Source organism: Paenibacillus sp. FSL k6-2145, from assembly GCF_037976585.1.
In the GTDB taxonomy this organism is placed as follows: Bacteria; Bacillota; Bacilli; order Paenibacillales; family Paenibacillaceae; genus Paenibacillus.
In genome coordinates this window covers 1,206,313-1,224,659 of the sequence record NZ_CP150267.1, presented here as the reverse complement: position 1 = coordinate 1,224,659, position 18,347 = coordinate 1,206,313, and the positions used below count along the sequence as shown (strand labels likewise).

Genomic DNA, 18,347 nt, shown 5'->3' with positions numbered 1-18,347 from the left:
TGTACAAATTAGTTTATTGTCCAATGATAAATAAGTGTAGAACCATTAACAAAAGTATGGAACTACACGAACTATTGTCCAATGACATGGATAAATGCGTTAATCAATAGATTCAGTAAACTAATAAAGTATGAACAAAATTATGGTCCTGATGACTCTAAGTCGTCAGGACTTTTTTGATGTTTCAGGAGGGTGGTTCTGAATATTAGAACCATCTTATTTGTGTTTTTGCATTGTAAATTGCGGTCATTCATTGAACGAAAATTCACCAAATTATAGAGTACCTTAGGAAGAGTATCTTTTTGTAATTCTCACATTTGAAATATTTTTCGTGCACGAATGGAATCAACTTCTTAAAGAGAGTCATCAACATTCGCAACTCGTAAGTGCCAATATATCTTCAAGCAGGATGCAGATCGGGCATATGAGATCATTTGAATAATAAAGAAAGGTGATTAAACGTGACTGGTACATCCTTCAGCGACTCACAAAATGTTATGCCAAGAAGCAACAATGCGCACGATGAAGGAGCCTATGCGCGAAGTGAAATCATTGTCCGTTCAACTTGGATTCAGAACGCTATTGTAATCTGTATGTAAATGAGTGAAGGACATCGGATAGCGTATAAGGGAAAACCTCACGCACGGTTTGATGAGAAGGCGTGATACACAACTATGTCGGCTGCCATCCGTGCGGACGCTGTGGCCAGTTTCCAACCAGGCTTTCAGAAATTGGTCAGGTAATCATGTTAAGTTATTACAAAGTGCAAGGAATCGGAACACCGGCAAAGAATATTTTAAGGTAATATATACCAAATTTACCTGTTCAATGGCTAAATGTCAACACTCGTCTAATTCCTCGATTGATGTCAAATCATTCCTAACGTTTCTTCTCCATTCACTTTTTTTAACGAAAAATGTTAACACATTATGTTTTACGAACCAAATTTAACAATATAATGACTATATTTAACAAAAAATCACTATACATTCTTGTAAATTTTGATATAATTCAACCTAGGTCTTATTCCCTATTATTCTAATAAATGGAATTGTAGGGTTTTTTATACCCATCCAAGCTGTGTGCGAGAGACCAGTATACTGGCTAACCAACAAGCCGGCATGCGGGGACCAACAATTGTGGAAAATGACAGCCTAGAATATGTTGCTCCATGACGTCAGAAGGTTCAGAAAGGAAGGTTCAGAAAGATGGAGCCAACCTTATCCCAATTCCGATGGAGGATGAAGTGAGTGAGCATTTTTGAAAAGCTGGAATCCAACGTAAGATCTTACTGCAGAAGCTTTCCGGTGGTATTCGACCGGGCCAAGGGAGACCTTTTATATTCTGAGGACGGAAGAGCATATATTGATTTCTTTGCAGGTGCCGGGGCACTCAATTACGGCCATAACAACGATTATATTAAAGACCGGGTTCTCGATTACTTGACCTCCGACCGGATTATGCACGGTCTGGATATGTATACAATGGCCAAGCGTGAATTCATCCAGAGCTTCTCGGAGCGGATCTTGGAGCCGAAGAAGCTGAATTACAAGCTTCAATTCTGCGGTCCAACAGGGACGAATGCGGTGGAAGCGGCCCTGAAGCTCGCACGCAAGGCGAAGAAGAGAAGTGGAATATTCGCATTCATGGGTGGCTTCCACGGCATGTCGCTCGGCAGTCTATCGGCGACAAGCTCCAAGTCTATGAGAGAAGGGGCGGGGCTTCCTCTGGACGGAGTTACGTTCATGCCGCACCCGAGCGGGGCTTTCGCAGAAATGGATACGCTCGGCTATATCGAGAATATCCTGACTGATTCGCACTCCGGAATCGACAAGCCGGCCGCGATCCTGCTTGAAACGGTACAAGCCGAAGGCGGAATTCACGTTGTCGACGCGCAGTGGCTACGCGAGCTGCAGCAGCTTTGCCGCAGACACGATATTCTGCTCATTACAGACGAGATTCAAGTAGGATGCGGCCGGACAGGCGAATTCTTCTCCTTCGAACGTGCGGGGATCGAGCCGGATCTCATTACCCTGTCGAAGTCGATCAGCGGGTACGGCCTGCCAATGTCCCTGCTGCTGCTGAAGCCCGAACTGGATATCTGGACGCCGGGCGAGCACAACGGCACCTTCCGCGGCAACCAGCTGGCTTTTGTGGCCGCGAAGGCTGCTCTCGAGTTCCGGGACAGAACCGAATTGGAAGCTCAGGTGAAACAGAAAGAAGAGTTTGTACGCTCGTTCCTTGATCAAGAAATCAAGCCTCTGCATCCGTCCATCGTCATCCGCGGACTCGGCCTGATCTGGGGCATTGACGTCTCGGGGTTCATGGATGAAGCCGGGGCGAAGCGGGTGACGGATATCAGCTTCGACAACGGGCTCATCATTGAAAGAGCCGGCAGAGGAGACTGTGTGCTGAAGATCATGCCTCCGCTGACCGTCTCGATGGAGCATCTGGCCGCCGGCTGCGACATTATCAAGTCCAGTATGCAGCAGGTGATCTCTCAGGAGACCAAGGATTTGCTAGTAACAACCTAAGCTTGGCCAAGCCGATGGCCGCGCCCCCGGCAATAGGCACGAAAGTGCCTTCCAGAGGGCGTGCGGACTTGATGTTAAGGTAGCGCTTTCACCTAAGTGGAAGACTTTCTCCTCATGCTAGCTGCGGTAACGTCAATCAGCATGGAATTCTCCGCCAATCCAAGGGCAGTCCCGTTCATGTCATACGGAGCATTCCTTGAGTCTCATGCAGTACCCTCGTTAAATTTAATCGTCAGGAAAAGCTCACTACCCCGCAGCCGAATCTTTACTTATCCACACCAGGGCTGTGGGGGAATAAGCAAATCGTACATAGAGTGTATCAATACCCCTTAAACATAGGCTTCGTCAAAGGTCGGGTGCCAAATTAGGAATTACGGTCGACTTCCTGCTGGACGGCCGGAACCCTGCGGCAAGCCTTACATCGACAGGAGGAACATTCCTTGTCGTTTATCCCCAAATCCAGTTCCGAACCCCATGTTAAACCAAATCCCGTCTTCGGGTGGCTCGTCCGCAGCAATCATATTGAAGCAGAGGAGTCCGAAGCAGCCGCATCTCTTGCGTAGCACGATGCTTGTTGTTGTCCTTTACGCACGGGAGCCGAGGGGGACAGCTGCTAGGCAGAGGATTGCCGCATGCGATCAACTGGGCAATCCAAGCAGTGACATGGCGCAAGCCATTGATATTGTTGTCAGATGTTTGAAAAGGAGATGAGCGAGGCTGGAGCGTTGCTTTGGCATATGCTCCGCCGGATTGCTTTTACCGATGAAGAGAGGGGAACGATCCAGATGGCTTTTGAAAAAGAAACGTTGTTTTGGAACGAAAAATTCGGTAGTGACGATTATACCTTGACGCGGTTGCCTTACAGCAAAGCTCCAAACTCCCTGGTGCCCAATGTGAAAACCGTTGGCGGTTCGCTTTCGGAGGAAGCGGCGCAGCGTGTCCTTCAAATGAGCAAGGGTGCTCCGCTGGCTGCTTTTATGATTTTGCTCGCTGGTGTTCAGGCACTCTTGCATAAATATACAGGAGCTTCAGAAATTCTGGTCGGCATGCCGGTTGTGCCGAAAAAGGGGGAGACGCGTCGATCCGTTAATCATACGGTCATTTTGAAAAACTCGCTTTCGGTGGGGGCAACTTTTAAGACGCTGCTGAGCGAACTGAGGACTTCCTTGCCGGAAGCCATTCAGCATCAACATATTCCGTTCTTGAAAATGACGGAGAAGCTGGATCTGCAATATGCAGAAGGGATACCCTTCGTCCATACGCTAGTATCCCTTAAGGAGCTGCATCTGGACGAAATTGGGCAAAACGTGGTCACGGACTGTTCCTTTGAATTCAGTTTAACCGGCGGGACGATACAGCTAGCGCTGTCATATAACGAGCACTTATATGACTCCGAGTTCATGAATCGGGTCGTTGGCCATCTGAATCGCCTGCTGTCCGTGGGGCTTCATGAGTTGGAGCTGGACATCGTGCGAGCGGACATGCTGTCGGAGGACGAAAAATTTAAATTACTGCAAAGCTTTAACGATACCGAGAAGGACTATCCTCGTGATCGGACGATTCATCAGCTTGTGGAGGAGCAAGCGAAGCGTGTGCCCGAGGCGACGGCGGTTGTTTTTGAGGGGCAGCGTCTTTCATACGCAGAGTTGAACGAACGGGCGAACCAGCTGGCGCGTACGCTACGATCGGTCGGCGTGCTGCCTAATCAGTTGGTAGGCTTGATGGTCAGGAGATCGCTCGAGACGGTCATTGGAATTCTGGCGGTTCTGAAAGCTGGTGGTGCCTACGTGCCGATCGACCCGGAGTACCCGGAAGAACGTATTCGCTACATTCTGGAGAACTCGAACGCGCAGCTGCTGCTGACTCAAAGAGAGCTGTTACAGCAAGTCCCGTTCGAAGGGACCGTATTGGCGCTAGATGACAAGCAGGCCTATAGCGACGATGGCTCGAACCTGGAGGCGGCCAGCGGTCCAAACGATCTTGCTTATGTCATTTATACGTCAGGTACAACGGGCAAACCCAAAGGGGTCATGCTGGAGCATCGTGGTTTGGTCAGCTTGAAGCTGATGTTCGCAGACAGGCTGGGCATCACGGAGCAAGACCGGATCGTTCAATTTGCGAGCTTGTCCTTCGACGCATCCTGCTGGGAAGTTTTCAAAGCACTCTATTTTGGCGCGGCTTTGTACATCCCGACGGCCGAAACAATTCTCGACACTCGTCTGTTCGAGAGTTATATGAACGAGCATGCGATTACGGCGGCGATTTTGCCTCCGACATACAGCGCTCATTTGAACCCGGACCGTCTTCCCAGCTTAACAAAGCTTGTAACGGGAGGTTCGGCGGTATCGGCCGAATTCGTGCAGCAGTGGAAAGCAAAGGTTCACTATTTCAATGCTTACGGCCCTACCGAAGCTTCGATTGTTACGACGCTTTGGGATGCGGATGAGCAGCAGCCGGAGCGCAGAGTTATTCCGATTGGGCGCCCGCTGGCTAATCATCAGATTTTTATTTTGGATGCCCACCTGCAACTTGTGCCTCCGGGAGTGGACGGCGAGCTGTGCGTGGCAGGCGTGGGGCTTGCGAGAGGTTACCTGAACCAACCGGAGCTGACGGCAGAGAAGTTCGTGGAACATCCGTTTGCGCCGGGAGAACGCCTTTACCGGACAGGAGATCTCGCCCGCTGGCTGCCGGACGGTAATATGGAGTACTTGGGCCGGATCGACCATCAGGTGAAAATCCGTGGATTCCGAATCGAGGTCGGTGAGATTGAAGAGCAACTTCTGAAGATCGACTCGGTGAAGGAGACGATTGTGATCGCGCGGGAAGGCAAAAGTGGGCAAGAACTGTGCGCTTACCTGGTCGCGAGCCTCCCTCTTACGCTCGGCGAGCTGAGAAGCGCGCTGGCGCAAAAATTGCCGAATTACATGATTCCTGCGCATTTTGTTCAGCTACCGCGGATGCCGCTCACGCCGAACGACAAAATCGATCGTAAGGCTTTGCCTGCCCCGGAAGGCAACGCACTGACCGGTGGCGCGTACATAGCTCCCCGCAATGAAACTGAGCGAACGCTTGCTGATGTGTGGCAGGCGGTATTGAATGCCGATCGTGTTGGGGTAACGGATCATTTCTTTGAGCTCGGCGGAGACTCGATCAAGTCCATTCAAGTATCTTCGCGGCTTCATCAAGCCGGGTACAAGCTGGAAATCCGGGATTTATTCAAATATCCGACGATTTCACAGCTCAGCCTGCATGTGAAACCGATCAGACGTACCATTGATCAAGGCGAAATAACGGGTGAAACGGCTTTGACACCGATTCAGCATTGGTTTTTCGAGAGTTCCTTTGCGGACCCGCATCATTTCAACCAGTCGGTGATGTTTTATCGGAAGGAACGCTTCAACGAAGAGACAGTGTATCAGGTGCTGCAAAAGCTGGCCGAGCATCATGATGCCTTGCGCATGGTGTTCTGCAAGACGGAACAAGGGTTTAGTGCGTTAACCCGGGCGATTCAGGATGGTAGGCTGTTCACGCTGGACGTGTTCGACTTTAAGGATGCGGAGAATCCCACGCAGGTTGTGGAAGCGAAGGCAACGGGCATTCAAGCAGGCATCGATCTGGAGAACGGGCCCCTCATGAAGGCGGGACTGTTCCAGTGCGAGGACGGAGATCATTTGCTGCTCGCGGTTCATCATGCTGTGGTAGACGGCGTGTCTTGGCGCATTTTGATGGAGGATTTCGCTCTAGGTTACGAAAAGACTGGAAAAAGCGAGGAAATTCGTTTCCCGGCGAAAACAGATGCGTACCGCACTTGGTCCGAGCAGCTGGCTGCTTACGCGCAAAGTCCGGAGATAGCGAAGGAACGGGCCTATTGGCAGGCCGTGGAACAAATGGAGGTTCTGGCCGTGCCGAAGGATATGGAGGCGGACGTTACGACGCAGCATGACAGCGAATCGCTGTTTGTCCGTTTATCTCCTGAAGAAACGGAGCTGCTACTGAAGCGGGTTCACCGTGCCTACAACACCGAAATGAATGATATTTTGGTAACGGCGCTCGGCATAGCCTTACACAAATGGACGGGGCACGAACGGGTGCGGATCAATCTCGAAGGACACGGACGTGAATCGATCGGAACGGATATCGACATCACGCGTACAGTTGGCTGGTTTACGACCAAGTTTCCGGTCGTACTGGAGCCGGAAACCGACCGAGATTTGGCATATCAGATTAAACAGGTCAAGGAAAACTTGCGTCGCATTCCGAACAAGGGGCTTGGGTACGGTATATGTCGCTATCTCTCGAAATCGGAGGATGGATTGGTTTGGGGCGCAGAGCCGGAAATTAATTTTAACTACCTCGGTCAGTTCGACGATGATGTCAACCAAGACGAGATCGGCATATCTTCTTATTCCAGCGGCAGCCCGGCTAGCGACCGGCAGGCCCGCAGCTTTGTGCTGGATATCAACGGTATGGTGCTGGACGGCGCTTTATCGCTCGATCTCAGCTACAGCCAGAAACAGTATCGCAAGGAAACGATGGAAGCCTTCGCTCAGCAACTTGAGCACAGTCTCCGAGACCTCATTATCCACTGTGCAGGCAAAGAAAACACTGAATTGACGCCGAGCGACGTTCAATTTAAAGGCTTGACCATTGCAGAATTGGAGCAAATCGCCCAGCGCTCGGGCCATCTCTCGGAAATCGAAAATATTTACTCACTTACGCCGATGCAGAAGGGAATGTGGTTCCACAGCGCGCTTGACCGGCAAACGTCAGCTTACTTTGAGCAGACGCGGTTTACGATGCGGGGAGCGCTCGACGTCAAGCTTTTTGAGAGGAGTTGGATGGAGCTTGCGAAACGTCATCTGGTGCTGCGGGCGAATTTTGTGAAAGGACCGGCGGGCGAGCCGTTGCAAATCATATACCGCGACAAGCCGGTGGGTTTTGAATATGAAGAGCTGCTTCATTTGCAGGTGGACGAGAAACAAGCTTACTTGGATAAAAAGGCCGAGGAGGACAAGCTTCGCGGCTTCGACATGGAACATGACGCGCTCGTTCGGTTCACGATCCTGCGCACCGAAGAGCAAAGCTATCATGTACTGTGGAGTTTCCAACATATTTTGATGGATGGCTGGTGCCTGGCTCAGCTGACACAGGAGCTGTTTGAGGCATACTCGGCCTTGACATCCGGCGAGCAGTCAGCGGGAGATAAGGGATCGGATTATGGGGCCTATATCGAATGGTTGGAGAAACAGGACGATCAGACGGCATCAGCCTATTGGAAGGGATTCCTGGCAGGTTATGAAGGGCAAACCGTACTCCCGGGACAAAAGGAACTGGCGCCCAACGGCAGATTTACGGCTGATCACGTCACCGCCGAGCTGGGCAAGGACTTGAGCGAGCGGATGGACCGGGTGGCGAAACAGCGCCTGGTTACGGTCAATACACTGTTGCAAGCTATCTGGGGCGTGATGCTGCAAAAATATAATGGAACAAACGATGCCGTATTTGGCAGCGTCGTGGCCGGAAGACCGGCGGAAATCCCGGGCATTGAGTCCATGATCGGGTTGTTCATCAATACGGTGCCGGTCCGGGTCACGAGCGAAGCGGACACCGTGTTCGCCGACCTGATGGCGAAGCTTCAAGAGCGGGCGCTGGAGTCCGGGCGTTATGATTACTATCCGCTGTATGAAATTCAGGCCCGCAGCGTGCAAAAGCAGAACCTGATCAACCATATCATCGCTTTTGAGAACTATCCGGTGGACGAGCAGATGGAGCAGGCGGGGGACCAGCAGCACGGCGACCTGACGATTGCTGATGTTCAGATGGAGGAGCAGACAAATTATAACTTTAACGTCACCGTCGTGCCGGGAGACGAGATTGAAATTCGGTTCGACTTTAACGCCGAAGTGTTTGATAAAGATAGCATTGAGCGGCTCAAGGGGCATCTCGTTCATTTGCTGGAGCAGGTGGCGGATAACCCGGAAATTACCGTGGGAGAGCTGGAACTTGTGACGGAGGAGGAAAAGGCTGACCTTCTTGGACGTTTTAACGACACCACCACGGAATTTCCACGCGGGAAAACGCTTATTCAATTGTTCGAAGAGCAGGCGGCGCGCATCCCGGATGCAGTTGCCATCTCCTTGAATGGGCAAGAGCTGACCTACCGCGAGCTGAACGAACGCGTTAACCGTCTTGCTCATACCTTGCGTAGCCACGGGATATCCAAAGACCGTCTGGTAGCTATTATGGCTGAGCGTTCCATCGAAATGGTGGTGGGTATGCTGGCGGCACACAAAGCCGGTTCGGCTTACGTACCGATTGACCCGGAATATCCCGAGGAGCGTATCCGTTTCTTGATCGAGGATTCGGGTGCGCAGGTCATGCTGACGCAAAGCCGATTGCGCGAGCGTCTGGCGGGTTCGGACTCCGTGATTTTCCTGGATAACGAGTCCTTCTATCACGAGGACCGCACAAATCTAAATCCGGGCAACGAAGCGACAGATCTGGCTTGCATCATCTATACGTCAGGCACGACGGGCAAGCCAAAAGGCAACCTTGTTTCGCACCGCAATATCGTGCGGATCGTGCGAAATACGAATTATATCGAAATCACTGAGCGGGATCATGTACTCCAGCTTTCAAGCTATTCGTTCGACGGAGCGATTTTTGATATTTTCGGCGCTTTGACCAACGGTGCACGGTTGGTGCTGGTTCCCCACGAGACTTTGCTGGAAGTCGGCCAGCTGGCGGATCTTATCCAGCGCGAGCGAATCTCGGTCATGCTGATTACGACGGCTTTCTTCAACGTCCTTGTGGATGTGAACGTCGACTGCCTGCGGGATGTCCGGGCGATTTTGTTCGGAGGAGAACGCGTGTCGGTCGGCCATGTGCGTAAAGCGCTTGCTCATATCGGACCGGGCAGGCTCAACCACCTGTACGGCCCATCGGAAAGCACGGTTTATACCACGTACCTTCCAGTCGACTTTGTCGATGAGTCCGCGGTTACCGTACCCATCGGACGGCCGATCAGCAATACGACGGTGTATATCGTCGATAGCCAGAATAAACTTCTGCCGATCGGCGTGGCCGGGGAGCTGTGCGTCGGCGGAGAAGGCTTGGTACGGGGCTATAATAACCGGCCGGAGCTGACGGCGGAGAAATTTGTGGACCATCCGTTTGTGCCGGGAGAGCGCATGTACCGGACAGGGGATTTGGCGAAATGGCTACAGGACGGCACGATTGAATACGTGGGGCGGACAGATGACCAAGTGAAAGTCCGCGGCTTCCGTATTGAGCTGGGCGAGATTGAAGCTCAGCTTCAGAAAGTGGAGGGAATTCGGAAAACGACGGTATTTGCGCGGGAAAACACCTCCGGCGAGAAGCAGCTTTGCGCCTATTATGAAGCGGATCGTGATCTTCCGGCGGCCGAGCTGAAGAGCGTGCTTTCCCAGGAACTGCCTGCCTATATGATCCCGGCTTACCTGATCCAGTTGGAGCGGCTCCCGCTGACAACGAACGGCAAAGTTGACCGCCGCTCCCTCCCGGCACCTGAGGATAGCTTGCAGCCGGGCGAAGGACGTACTCCGCCTCGGACTCCATTGGAAGTGAGCTTGGCTGAAATATGGAAAAGCGTGCTCGGATTGGAACACATCGGAGTTCATGACAACTTCTTTGACTTGGGCGGCCATTCCCTGCGGGCAACGACACTGGTGAGTAAGGTGCATCAGGAGTTGAACGTCGAGCTGCCTCTGCGCGACGTATTCCGTTACTCAACGATCGAAGAGATGGCTCTCGCCCTCTCCCGGATTGAAGAGCAGTTGTTCTCGTCGATTCCACTGGCAGACGAAAGAGCGTATTATCCACTTTCCTCAGCTCAGAAGCGGCTGTTTATCCTGAATCAGCTGGAAGGAGCCGATCAGAGCTATAACATGCCGGGAGTGCTGTTGCTCGAAGGATCGATTGACCATAGCCTGCTGGAGAAAGCTTTCCGCGGATTGATCAAACGTCATGAAACGTTGCGAACCGGATTTGAGATCGTACAAGGCGAAGCGGTACAGCGTATTTACGAAGGCGTTGATTTTGCCGTCGAGTGCCGTCATGCGAACGAGGAAGAAGCGTCTGCAGTCGTGCAGGCTTTTATCCGACCTTTCGACTTGGCGAAGCCACCGTTGCTGCGTGCCGAGCTCGTAGAACTGGCAGCCGATCGTTATTTACTGATGTTTGACATGCACCATATCATCTCCGACGGGGTTTCGATGGACGTGTTCGTTGAGGAACTCGTTCGTCTGTATGGCGGTGAGTCATTAGAACCTTTGCACATTCAGTACAAGGACTATGCGGTATGGCAGCAATCGGACGAGCAAAAAGTGCAATTGAAACGCGAGGAAGCTTACTGGCTGGACCGTTACCGGGGCGAGCTGCCGGTTCTGGAAATGCCAACGGACTATCCGCGTCCTGCTGTACAGAGCTATGAGGGACATACGCTGACGTCCTTCGTGGATGAGGCAACGAACGAAGGCTTGAAGCAGCTGGCCGCTCAAAGAGGAGCGACGCTATATATGGTGCTGCTTGCCGCATATACCGTGCTTTTGCATAAATACACAGGTCAGGATGATTTGATCGTTGGCACGTCAATTGCGGGCAGAACGCACGGCGACATGCAGCCTTTGATCGGAATGTTCGTCAACACGCTGGCGATCCGCAATTATCCAGCTTCGGAGAAGACCTTCCTGTCGTATTTGGAAGAAGTGAAAGAAACGACCTTAGGCGCTTACGAGCATCAGAATTATCCGTTCGAAGAACTCGTCGATAAAGTGCAGGTTAGCCGGGATTTGAGCCGCAACCCGCTGTTTGACACGATGTTCTCCCTGCAAAACCTGGAGGAGTCAGAGTTTGAGCTGGAAGGGCTGAAATTGTCCCCGTACCCTAGCGAATATGGTATGGCCAAGTTCGACCTGAGTGTGGATGTTACGGAAGAAAATGGCGGGCTGGAGTGCAACTTTGAATTTGCAACGGCTCTTTATAAAGAAAGCACGATCCGGCGGCTATCGATTCATTTTGGACATTTGCTTGCGGCGATCGTAAGCCGTCCGAATGCAAAGATCGCTGAGCTGAACTTGTTGACGGCAGATGAAAAAGAGCAAGTTCTCAGTGCGTTTAATCCAGCGCAGCTAGAAGCGGCTCCTGAGGCTACGTTCCACCGGCTGTTTGAGAAACAGGCGGAGAGCACTCCGGAAGCTGAAGCTGTCGTGTACGAAAACGATCGGCTGACCTACACGGAGCTGAATGAGCGGGCGAACCGCCTGTCGGCAACGCTGCGCGCAAGTGGAATCGGCCGTGAGGAGATTGTTGGCATTCTCGCCGAGCGTTCGGTGGACCTGCTGGTGGCCGTGCTGGCCGTCTGGAAAGCGGGAGGGGCGTATGTACCGCTCGATCCTGATTATCCTGCAGACCGCGTGCGGTTCATGCTTGAAGACAGCGGAGCGAAGGTGCTATTGACGCAAACGCCGCTGCGAGAGCGTGCTGAAGCCTGGCTCAGCGAAGAGGAACTGGCACTGGCGACGGTGCTATATCTCGACGACGAAACGTCATACAGCGAAGACCGGGAGAATGCACCGCTTGACTCCAGCATGGTTTCCGGTAAAGTCTCCGGCGAGCTGACGGGTGCTGTGAACGGTGGTGGCGAAAGTCATCCAACTGATGTTGATGTTGTCGGTATGGACAGTTTCCATGAAGCCCGTCCTGAGGATTTGGCGTATGTCATCTACACATCGGGCACGACGGGCAAGCCGAAGGGTGTAATGATTGAGCACCGCAGCCTGGTGAACACGGCGGCGGGCTACCGGCGGGAATACCGGTTGGATCAGTTCCCAGTTCGGCTACTGCAACTCGCCAGCTTCTCGTTTGACGTGTTCGTGGGCGATATCGCACGGACGTTGTACAACGGCGGTACCATGGTCATTGTACCGAAGGACGACCGGATCGATCCGTCTCGTCTGCATCACTGGATAGAGCGGGAGCAAGTGACGATCTTTGAATCAACACCAGCACTGATCGTACCGTTTATGGAATATGTGCACGAACAGGGGCTGGATATAAGCGGGATGGAGCTGTTGATCACAAGCTCGGATAGTTGCAGCGTGGCGGATTACCGGACCTTGCAGGAACGTTTCGGCTCGTTGTTCCGCATCATTAACGCCTACGGCGTGACGGAAGCAGCAATCGACTCCAGCTTTTATGACGAGCAGTTGGCGAAACTGCCGCAGACAGGCCATGTGCCGATTGGCAAAGCGTGGCTGAATGCGAAACTCTACATTGTGGATGCGCATCTGAACCCTGTGCCAGTCGGCGTGCTGGGCGAGCTGGTCATCGGCGGCGTTGGGGTAGCACGTGGGTACTTGAACCGTCCAGAGCTGACGGAAGAGAAGTTTGTAGACAGCCCGTTTGTCGCGGGCGAACGGCTGTACCGCACGGGAGACTTGGCGCGGTGGATGGAGGACGGCAACGTGGACTTCATCGGGCGGATCGATAACCAGGCAAAAATCCGGGGTTACCGGATCGAGACAGGTGAGATCGAGTCGCAGCTGTTGCGGGTGGAAGATGTGCGCGAAGCGGTGGTGCTGGTTCGAAGTGATGCGAACGGGCAGAAGGCGCTGTGTGCGTATTACACACCAGATACCGGTGCGGAGCTGTTAGTGAACGATCTGCGCAGTGCGCTGGCGCAGGAGCTGCCGGGTTACATGATTCCGTCGTACTTCGTGGAGTTGGAGAGTCTGCCTCTGACACCGAACGGGAAAATAGACCGGAAGGCGCTGCCAGCGCCGGAAGGAGAAGCGGGAAGTGGAACGGAGTATGTCGCACCGCGGAATGAGCTGGAAATGAAGCTGGCGGTAATTTGGCAGGAAGTGCTGGGGCTTGCGAAGGAGATTGGTGTTCACGATAACTTCTTCGACATCGGCGGCCATTCCTTGCGGGCGACAACGTTGGTCAGCAAGATTCATAAAGAAATGAACGTGGATTTGCCGCTGCGCGACGTGTTCCGCCATTCCACGATCGAGAGCATGGCGGCCGTCATTTACCGGCTGGATGAGCAGACATTCGTTGCTATTCCGGTGGCGGATGACCGAGAGGTATACCCGCAATCTTTTGCTCAAAAACGTCTCTTTATCCTGAACCAGCTGGAAGGTGCGGAGCTTAGCTACAACATGCCGGAAGCGATGCTGCTGAAGGGTGCTTTGGACCGGGCAAGGTTTGAAGAAACGTTCCGTAAGCTCGTGGCGCGGCATGAAATGTTGCGCACAGGGTTTGAAATGGTGGATGGAGAAGCATCACAGCGGGTTTACCAGGACGTGAATTTTGCGGTGGAGTTCTATCAAGCGGATGAGCAAGAGGTCGAAGCGGTAATTCACGGTTTCGTCCGTCCGTTTGACTTGGCTAAGCCACCGCTGTTGAGGGTAGGCCTTGTTGAGCTGGCTCCGGAACGCCATATTCTGATGTACGACATGCATCATATTATTTCTGACGGCGTTTCGATGGAAATCCTTGTTGAAGAATTCGTGCGCTTGTATGGTGGAGAGCAATTGGAGCCGCTGCGCATTCAGTACAAAGACTACACCGTTTGGCAGCATTCGCAGGAGCAGCAGGAACGGCTTCAGCATCAGGGGGCGTATTGGCTGGACATGTTCCAGGGCGAGCTTCCAGTGCTGGAAATGCCGACCGACTATCCACGTCCGGCTGTACAGAGCTATGAGGGCCAAACGATAGAGTTTTTCTTCGACGCTTCAAAAACCGACGGCCTGAAACGGTTGGCTTCGGAAACGGGCACGACGCTGTTTATGGTGCTGCTTGCGGCGTATAACGTGCTTTTGCACAAATATTCAGGTCAGGAAGACGTGATCGTTGGTACGCCAATTGCCGGAAGGAATCATGGAGATGTGCAGCCGTTGATCGGGATTTTCCTAAACACGCTGGCGATTCGCAGTTATCCGTCTTCGGAAAAAACATTCCTGTCATATCTGAACGAAGTCAAAGAAACAACTCTGCATGCCTTTGAGCATCAGAACTATCCGTTTGAACAATTGGTGGACAAGGTGCAAGTCACCCGTGATTTAAGCCGTAATCCGCTCTTTGATACGATGTTTACGATGCAAAATACGGAGAACGAACAATTTGAGCTGGAAGGGCTTCGCCTGATTCCTTATCCGAGCGTACTGGATACTGCGAAGTTTGATATCAGCTTGGATGTGGGCGAGGAGAACGGCGGGTTGGATTACAGCTTTGAATATGCGACGGCTCTTTACAAAAGGGAGACGATTGAACGGCTGGCAAAACATTATGAGCAGCTGCTCGTGACAATTGTAAACCGTCCAGATGCGAAGATTGCCGAGCTGAACTTGCTGACTGCAAAGGAAAAAGAACAAGTTCTCGGTGCGTTTAATCCAGCGCAGCTAGAACCGGCTCCTGTGGCGGCGTTCCACCAGCTGTTCGAGGAACAGGCGGAAAGCACACCGGAAGCGGAAGCTGTCGTGTACGAGAATAACCGCCTAACGTATGTGGAGCTGAACGAGCGAGCGAACCGCTTGGCGGCTATGCTACGCACAAGCGGCATCGGCCGGGAGTCAATCGTTGGCATTCTCGCCGAGCGTTCGGTGGAGTTGCTGGTAGCCGTACTGGCCGTCTGGAAAGCGGGCGGGGCCTATGTACCGCTCGACCCGGATTATCCGGCGGACCGGGTGCGGTTTATGCTCGAAGACAGCGGAGCGAAGGTACTGCTGACACAAACGCCGCTGCGAGAGCGTGCCGAATCCTGGCTCGGCGAAGAGGAACTGGCACTGGCGGCGGTATTGTATCTCGATGACGAAACGTCATACAGCGAAGACCGAGCGAATGCACCAATGGACTTCGGACAAGGCTCCAACAGTGCTTCCGATCGAGTCTCCGGCGAGCTGACGGGTGCTGTGAACAGCGATGATCCGAGTCATCTGAAGGTTGCTGGCTTGGACAGCTTCCATGAAGCTCGTCCAGAGGATTTGGCCTACGTGATCTACACGTCAGGTACGACGGGTAAGCCGAAGGGTGTAATGATCGAGCATCGTAGTCTGGTGAACACGGCAGCGGGTTACCGACGGGAATACCGATTGGATCAGTTCCCGGTAAGGCTGTTGCAACTCGCTAGCTTCTCGTTTGACGTGTTCGTGGGTGATATCGCGCGGACGCTGTATAACGGAGGCACGATGGTGATTGTGCCTAAGGAAGACCGGATTGATCCGTCTCGTCTGCACCACTGGATGGAGCGGGAGCGGATCACCATCTTTGAATCGACGCCGGCACTGATCGTACCGTTTATGGAATATGTGCACGAACAGGGGCTGGATATAAGCGGGATGGAGCTGTTGATCACAAGCTCGGATAGTTGCAGCGTGGCGGATTACCGGACCTTGCAGGAACGTTTCGGCTCGTTGTTCCGCATCATTAACGCCTACGGCGTGACGGAAGCAGCAATCGACTCCAGCTTTTATGACGAGTTGTTGGCGAAACTGCCGCAGACAGGTCATGTGCCGATTGGCAAAGCGTGGCTGAATGCGAAATTCTACATCGTGGATGCACATCTGAACCCTGTGCCAGTCGGCGTGCTGGGCGAACTGGTTATCGGCGGAGTAGGCGTGGCGCGCGGGTACTTGAACCGTCCAGAGCTGACGGAAGAGAAGTTTGTAGACAGTCCTTTCACCGCTGGTGAGCGGATGTATCGCACGGGAGATTTGGCGCGGTGGATGGAAGACGGCAACGTGGACTTCATTGGCCGGATCGACAACCAGGCAAAAATCCGGGGTTACCGGATCGAGACGGGTGAGATTGAGTCGCAGCTGCTGCGGGTGGAAGGCGTGCGTGAAGCGGTAGTGCTGGTTCGAAGTGATGCGAACGGTCAGAAGGCGCTGTGTGCGTATTACACACCGGATACCAGTGCGGAGCTGTTGGTGAACGATCTGCGCAGTGCGCTGGCACAGGATCTGCCGGGTTACATGATCCCGTCGTACTTCGTGGAGCTGGAGCGCTTGCCTCTGACGCCGAACGGAAAGATGGACCGGAAGGCGCTGCCAGCGCCGGAAGGGGATGCGGGAAGTGGAACGGAGTATGTCGCACCGCGCAATGAGCTGGAAATGAAGCTGGCGGTGATTTGGCAGGAGGTGCTGGGACTTGTGAAGGAGATTGGCGTTTACGACAACTTCTTCGACATCGGAGGCCACTCCCTGCGAGCGACGACACTAGCGGGCAAGGTATTTAAGGAACTAAACGTCAACCTCCCGCTGCGCGACGTATTCCGTCACTCCACGATTGCGGCGATGGCCGATGCGATTGCCCGGATGGAACGGCGGGAGCATGAGGCCATTCCTCAAGCGGAAGAGAGAGAGTACTACCCTCTGTCCTCCGCGCAGAAACGGCTGTTTATTCAGCACACGCTGGATGGAGCGGATCAACTTTACAACATGCCGGAACTGGTGCAGGTGGAAGGCAAGTTTGATTTAGACCGGTTGGAAGCCGCATTGCGGAAACTGATAACACGGCATGAATCGCTGCGCACCGGTTTTGAAATGGTGAAGGGCGAAGCGGTTCAGCGGATTTACCCGCAGGTCGATTTTGCTATTGAGCATCATCAAGCGGATACAGAGGATGCAGCTCAAGTTGAGCAGATCGTCCGCAACTTCGTTCGTCCGTTTGATCTCGGCAAGCCGCCGCTGCTGCGCGCCGGAGTCGTCGAACTGGAGCCGAAACGGTATATTCTCCTTTTCGATATGCACCATATTGTGTCGGACGGCGTATCGATGGCGATTGTGATGGATGAGTTCTCGAGTTTATACGCCGGGGAAGAACTGCCGCCACTACGCATTCAATATAAGGATTATGCCGTTTGGCAGCAGTCGGAGGACCACCGAGAGCGGATCGGAAGGCAGGAAGCGTACTGGCTGCAAACCTTTGAAGGCGAGCTGCCGACGGGGGATCTGCCGATGGACTACGAACGTTCTACAGTTCGCAACTATGAAGGCGCGCATCTGGAGTTCGATGTCGATGCTTCTCTCTCTGCGCGACTGCGTGAATTGGCGGCCGAGCGTGAAAGCACGCTGTACATGATACTGCTTGCGGCATATACCGTGATGCTGTCCAAGTACAGCGGGCAGGAAGACTTAATCGTGGGCACCCCGGTGGCGGGAAGAACTAACGCCGATTTGGAGCCGGTCATCGGCATGTTTGTTAATACACTGGCGCTCCGCAATCGTCCGTCAGGCGAAAAAACTTTCCTGTCCTACCTTGATGAAGTGAAGGAAACGGCGTTGGGAGCTTTTGAGAATCAGGATTATCCATTCGAGGAGCTCGTGGAGCGTTTGAATGTTAAGCGGGAGCCTGGCCGCTTCCCACTGTTTGATGCCGTTTTCGACTTGCAAAATATCGAAGAACGAGACGCCGAACTGGAAGGGGTCAGCCTGAAGAATTACGAGCTTGACCAACTGGAAGAAGCGAAGTTTGATCTGACGTTGTTTATGTATGAAAACGAAGGGGCGCTGAGCGGGGGCTTTTTCTACGCCACCAAACTGTTCAAAGAAACGATGATCCGCACCTTAACCGAGGATTACCTGCGGGTACTTTCTCAAATTGCGGAAAATCCACAACTTGAGCTAAGCCGGATTGAATGTCATAAACCGGCGGCAGGCGCAAAGAGTGCCGTCGATACGATCGAATTCGCGTTTTAATATTACAAGCGCGCTCCGCCGTCAAGCGAAAGTGGTGCGCATCCCAGGGAAGACGTCGAACAACTTGCAAGTC

General features: G+C 53.0%; 3 protein-coding genes. All 3 read left to right on the top strand.

Going from position 1 to position 18,347, the window contains the following annotated elements; all coding sequences use genetic code 11:
- Positions 1-1,250 precede the first annotated feature (1,250 nt).
- The 3 genes from ectB (at position 1,251) to NZ043_RS05380 (ending at position 18,274) form a co-directional block, all read left to right on the top strand.
- Positions 1,251-2,534, top strand: a complete 1,284-nt coding sequence (gene ectB, locus NZ043_RS05390) for a diaminobutyrate--2-oxoglutarate transaminase (protein WP_339310955.1) — start codon at positions 1,251-1,253, stop codon at positions 2,532-2,534.
- 440 nt (positions 2,535-2,974) lie between these two features.
- Positions 2,975-3,097, top strand: a complete 123-nt coding sequence (locus NZ043_RS05385; protein ID WP_256332438.1) for a hypothetical protein — start codon at positions 2,975-2,977, stop codon at positions 3,095-3,097.
- A 129-nt stretch (positions 3,098-3,226) separates the two neighbouring features.
- Complete coding sequence (locus tag NZ043_RS05380; protein ID WP_339310952.1) at positions 3,227-18,274, top strand: amino acid adenylation domain-containing protein; 15,048 nt, start codon at positions 3,227-3,229, stop codon at positions 18,272-18,274.
- The last annotated feature ends 73 nt before the right edge of the window (positions 18,275-18,347 follow it).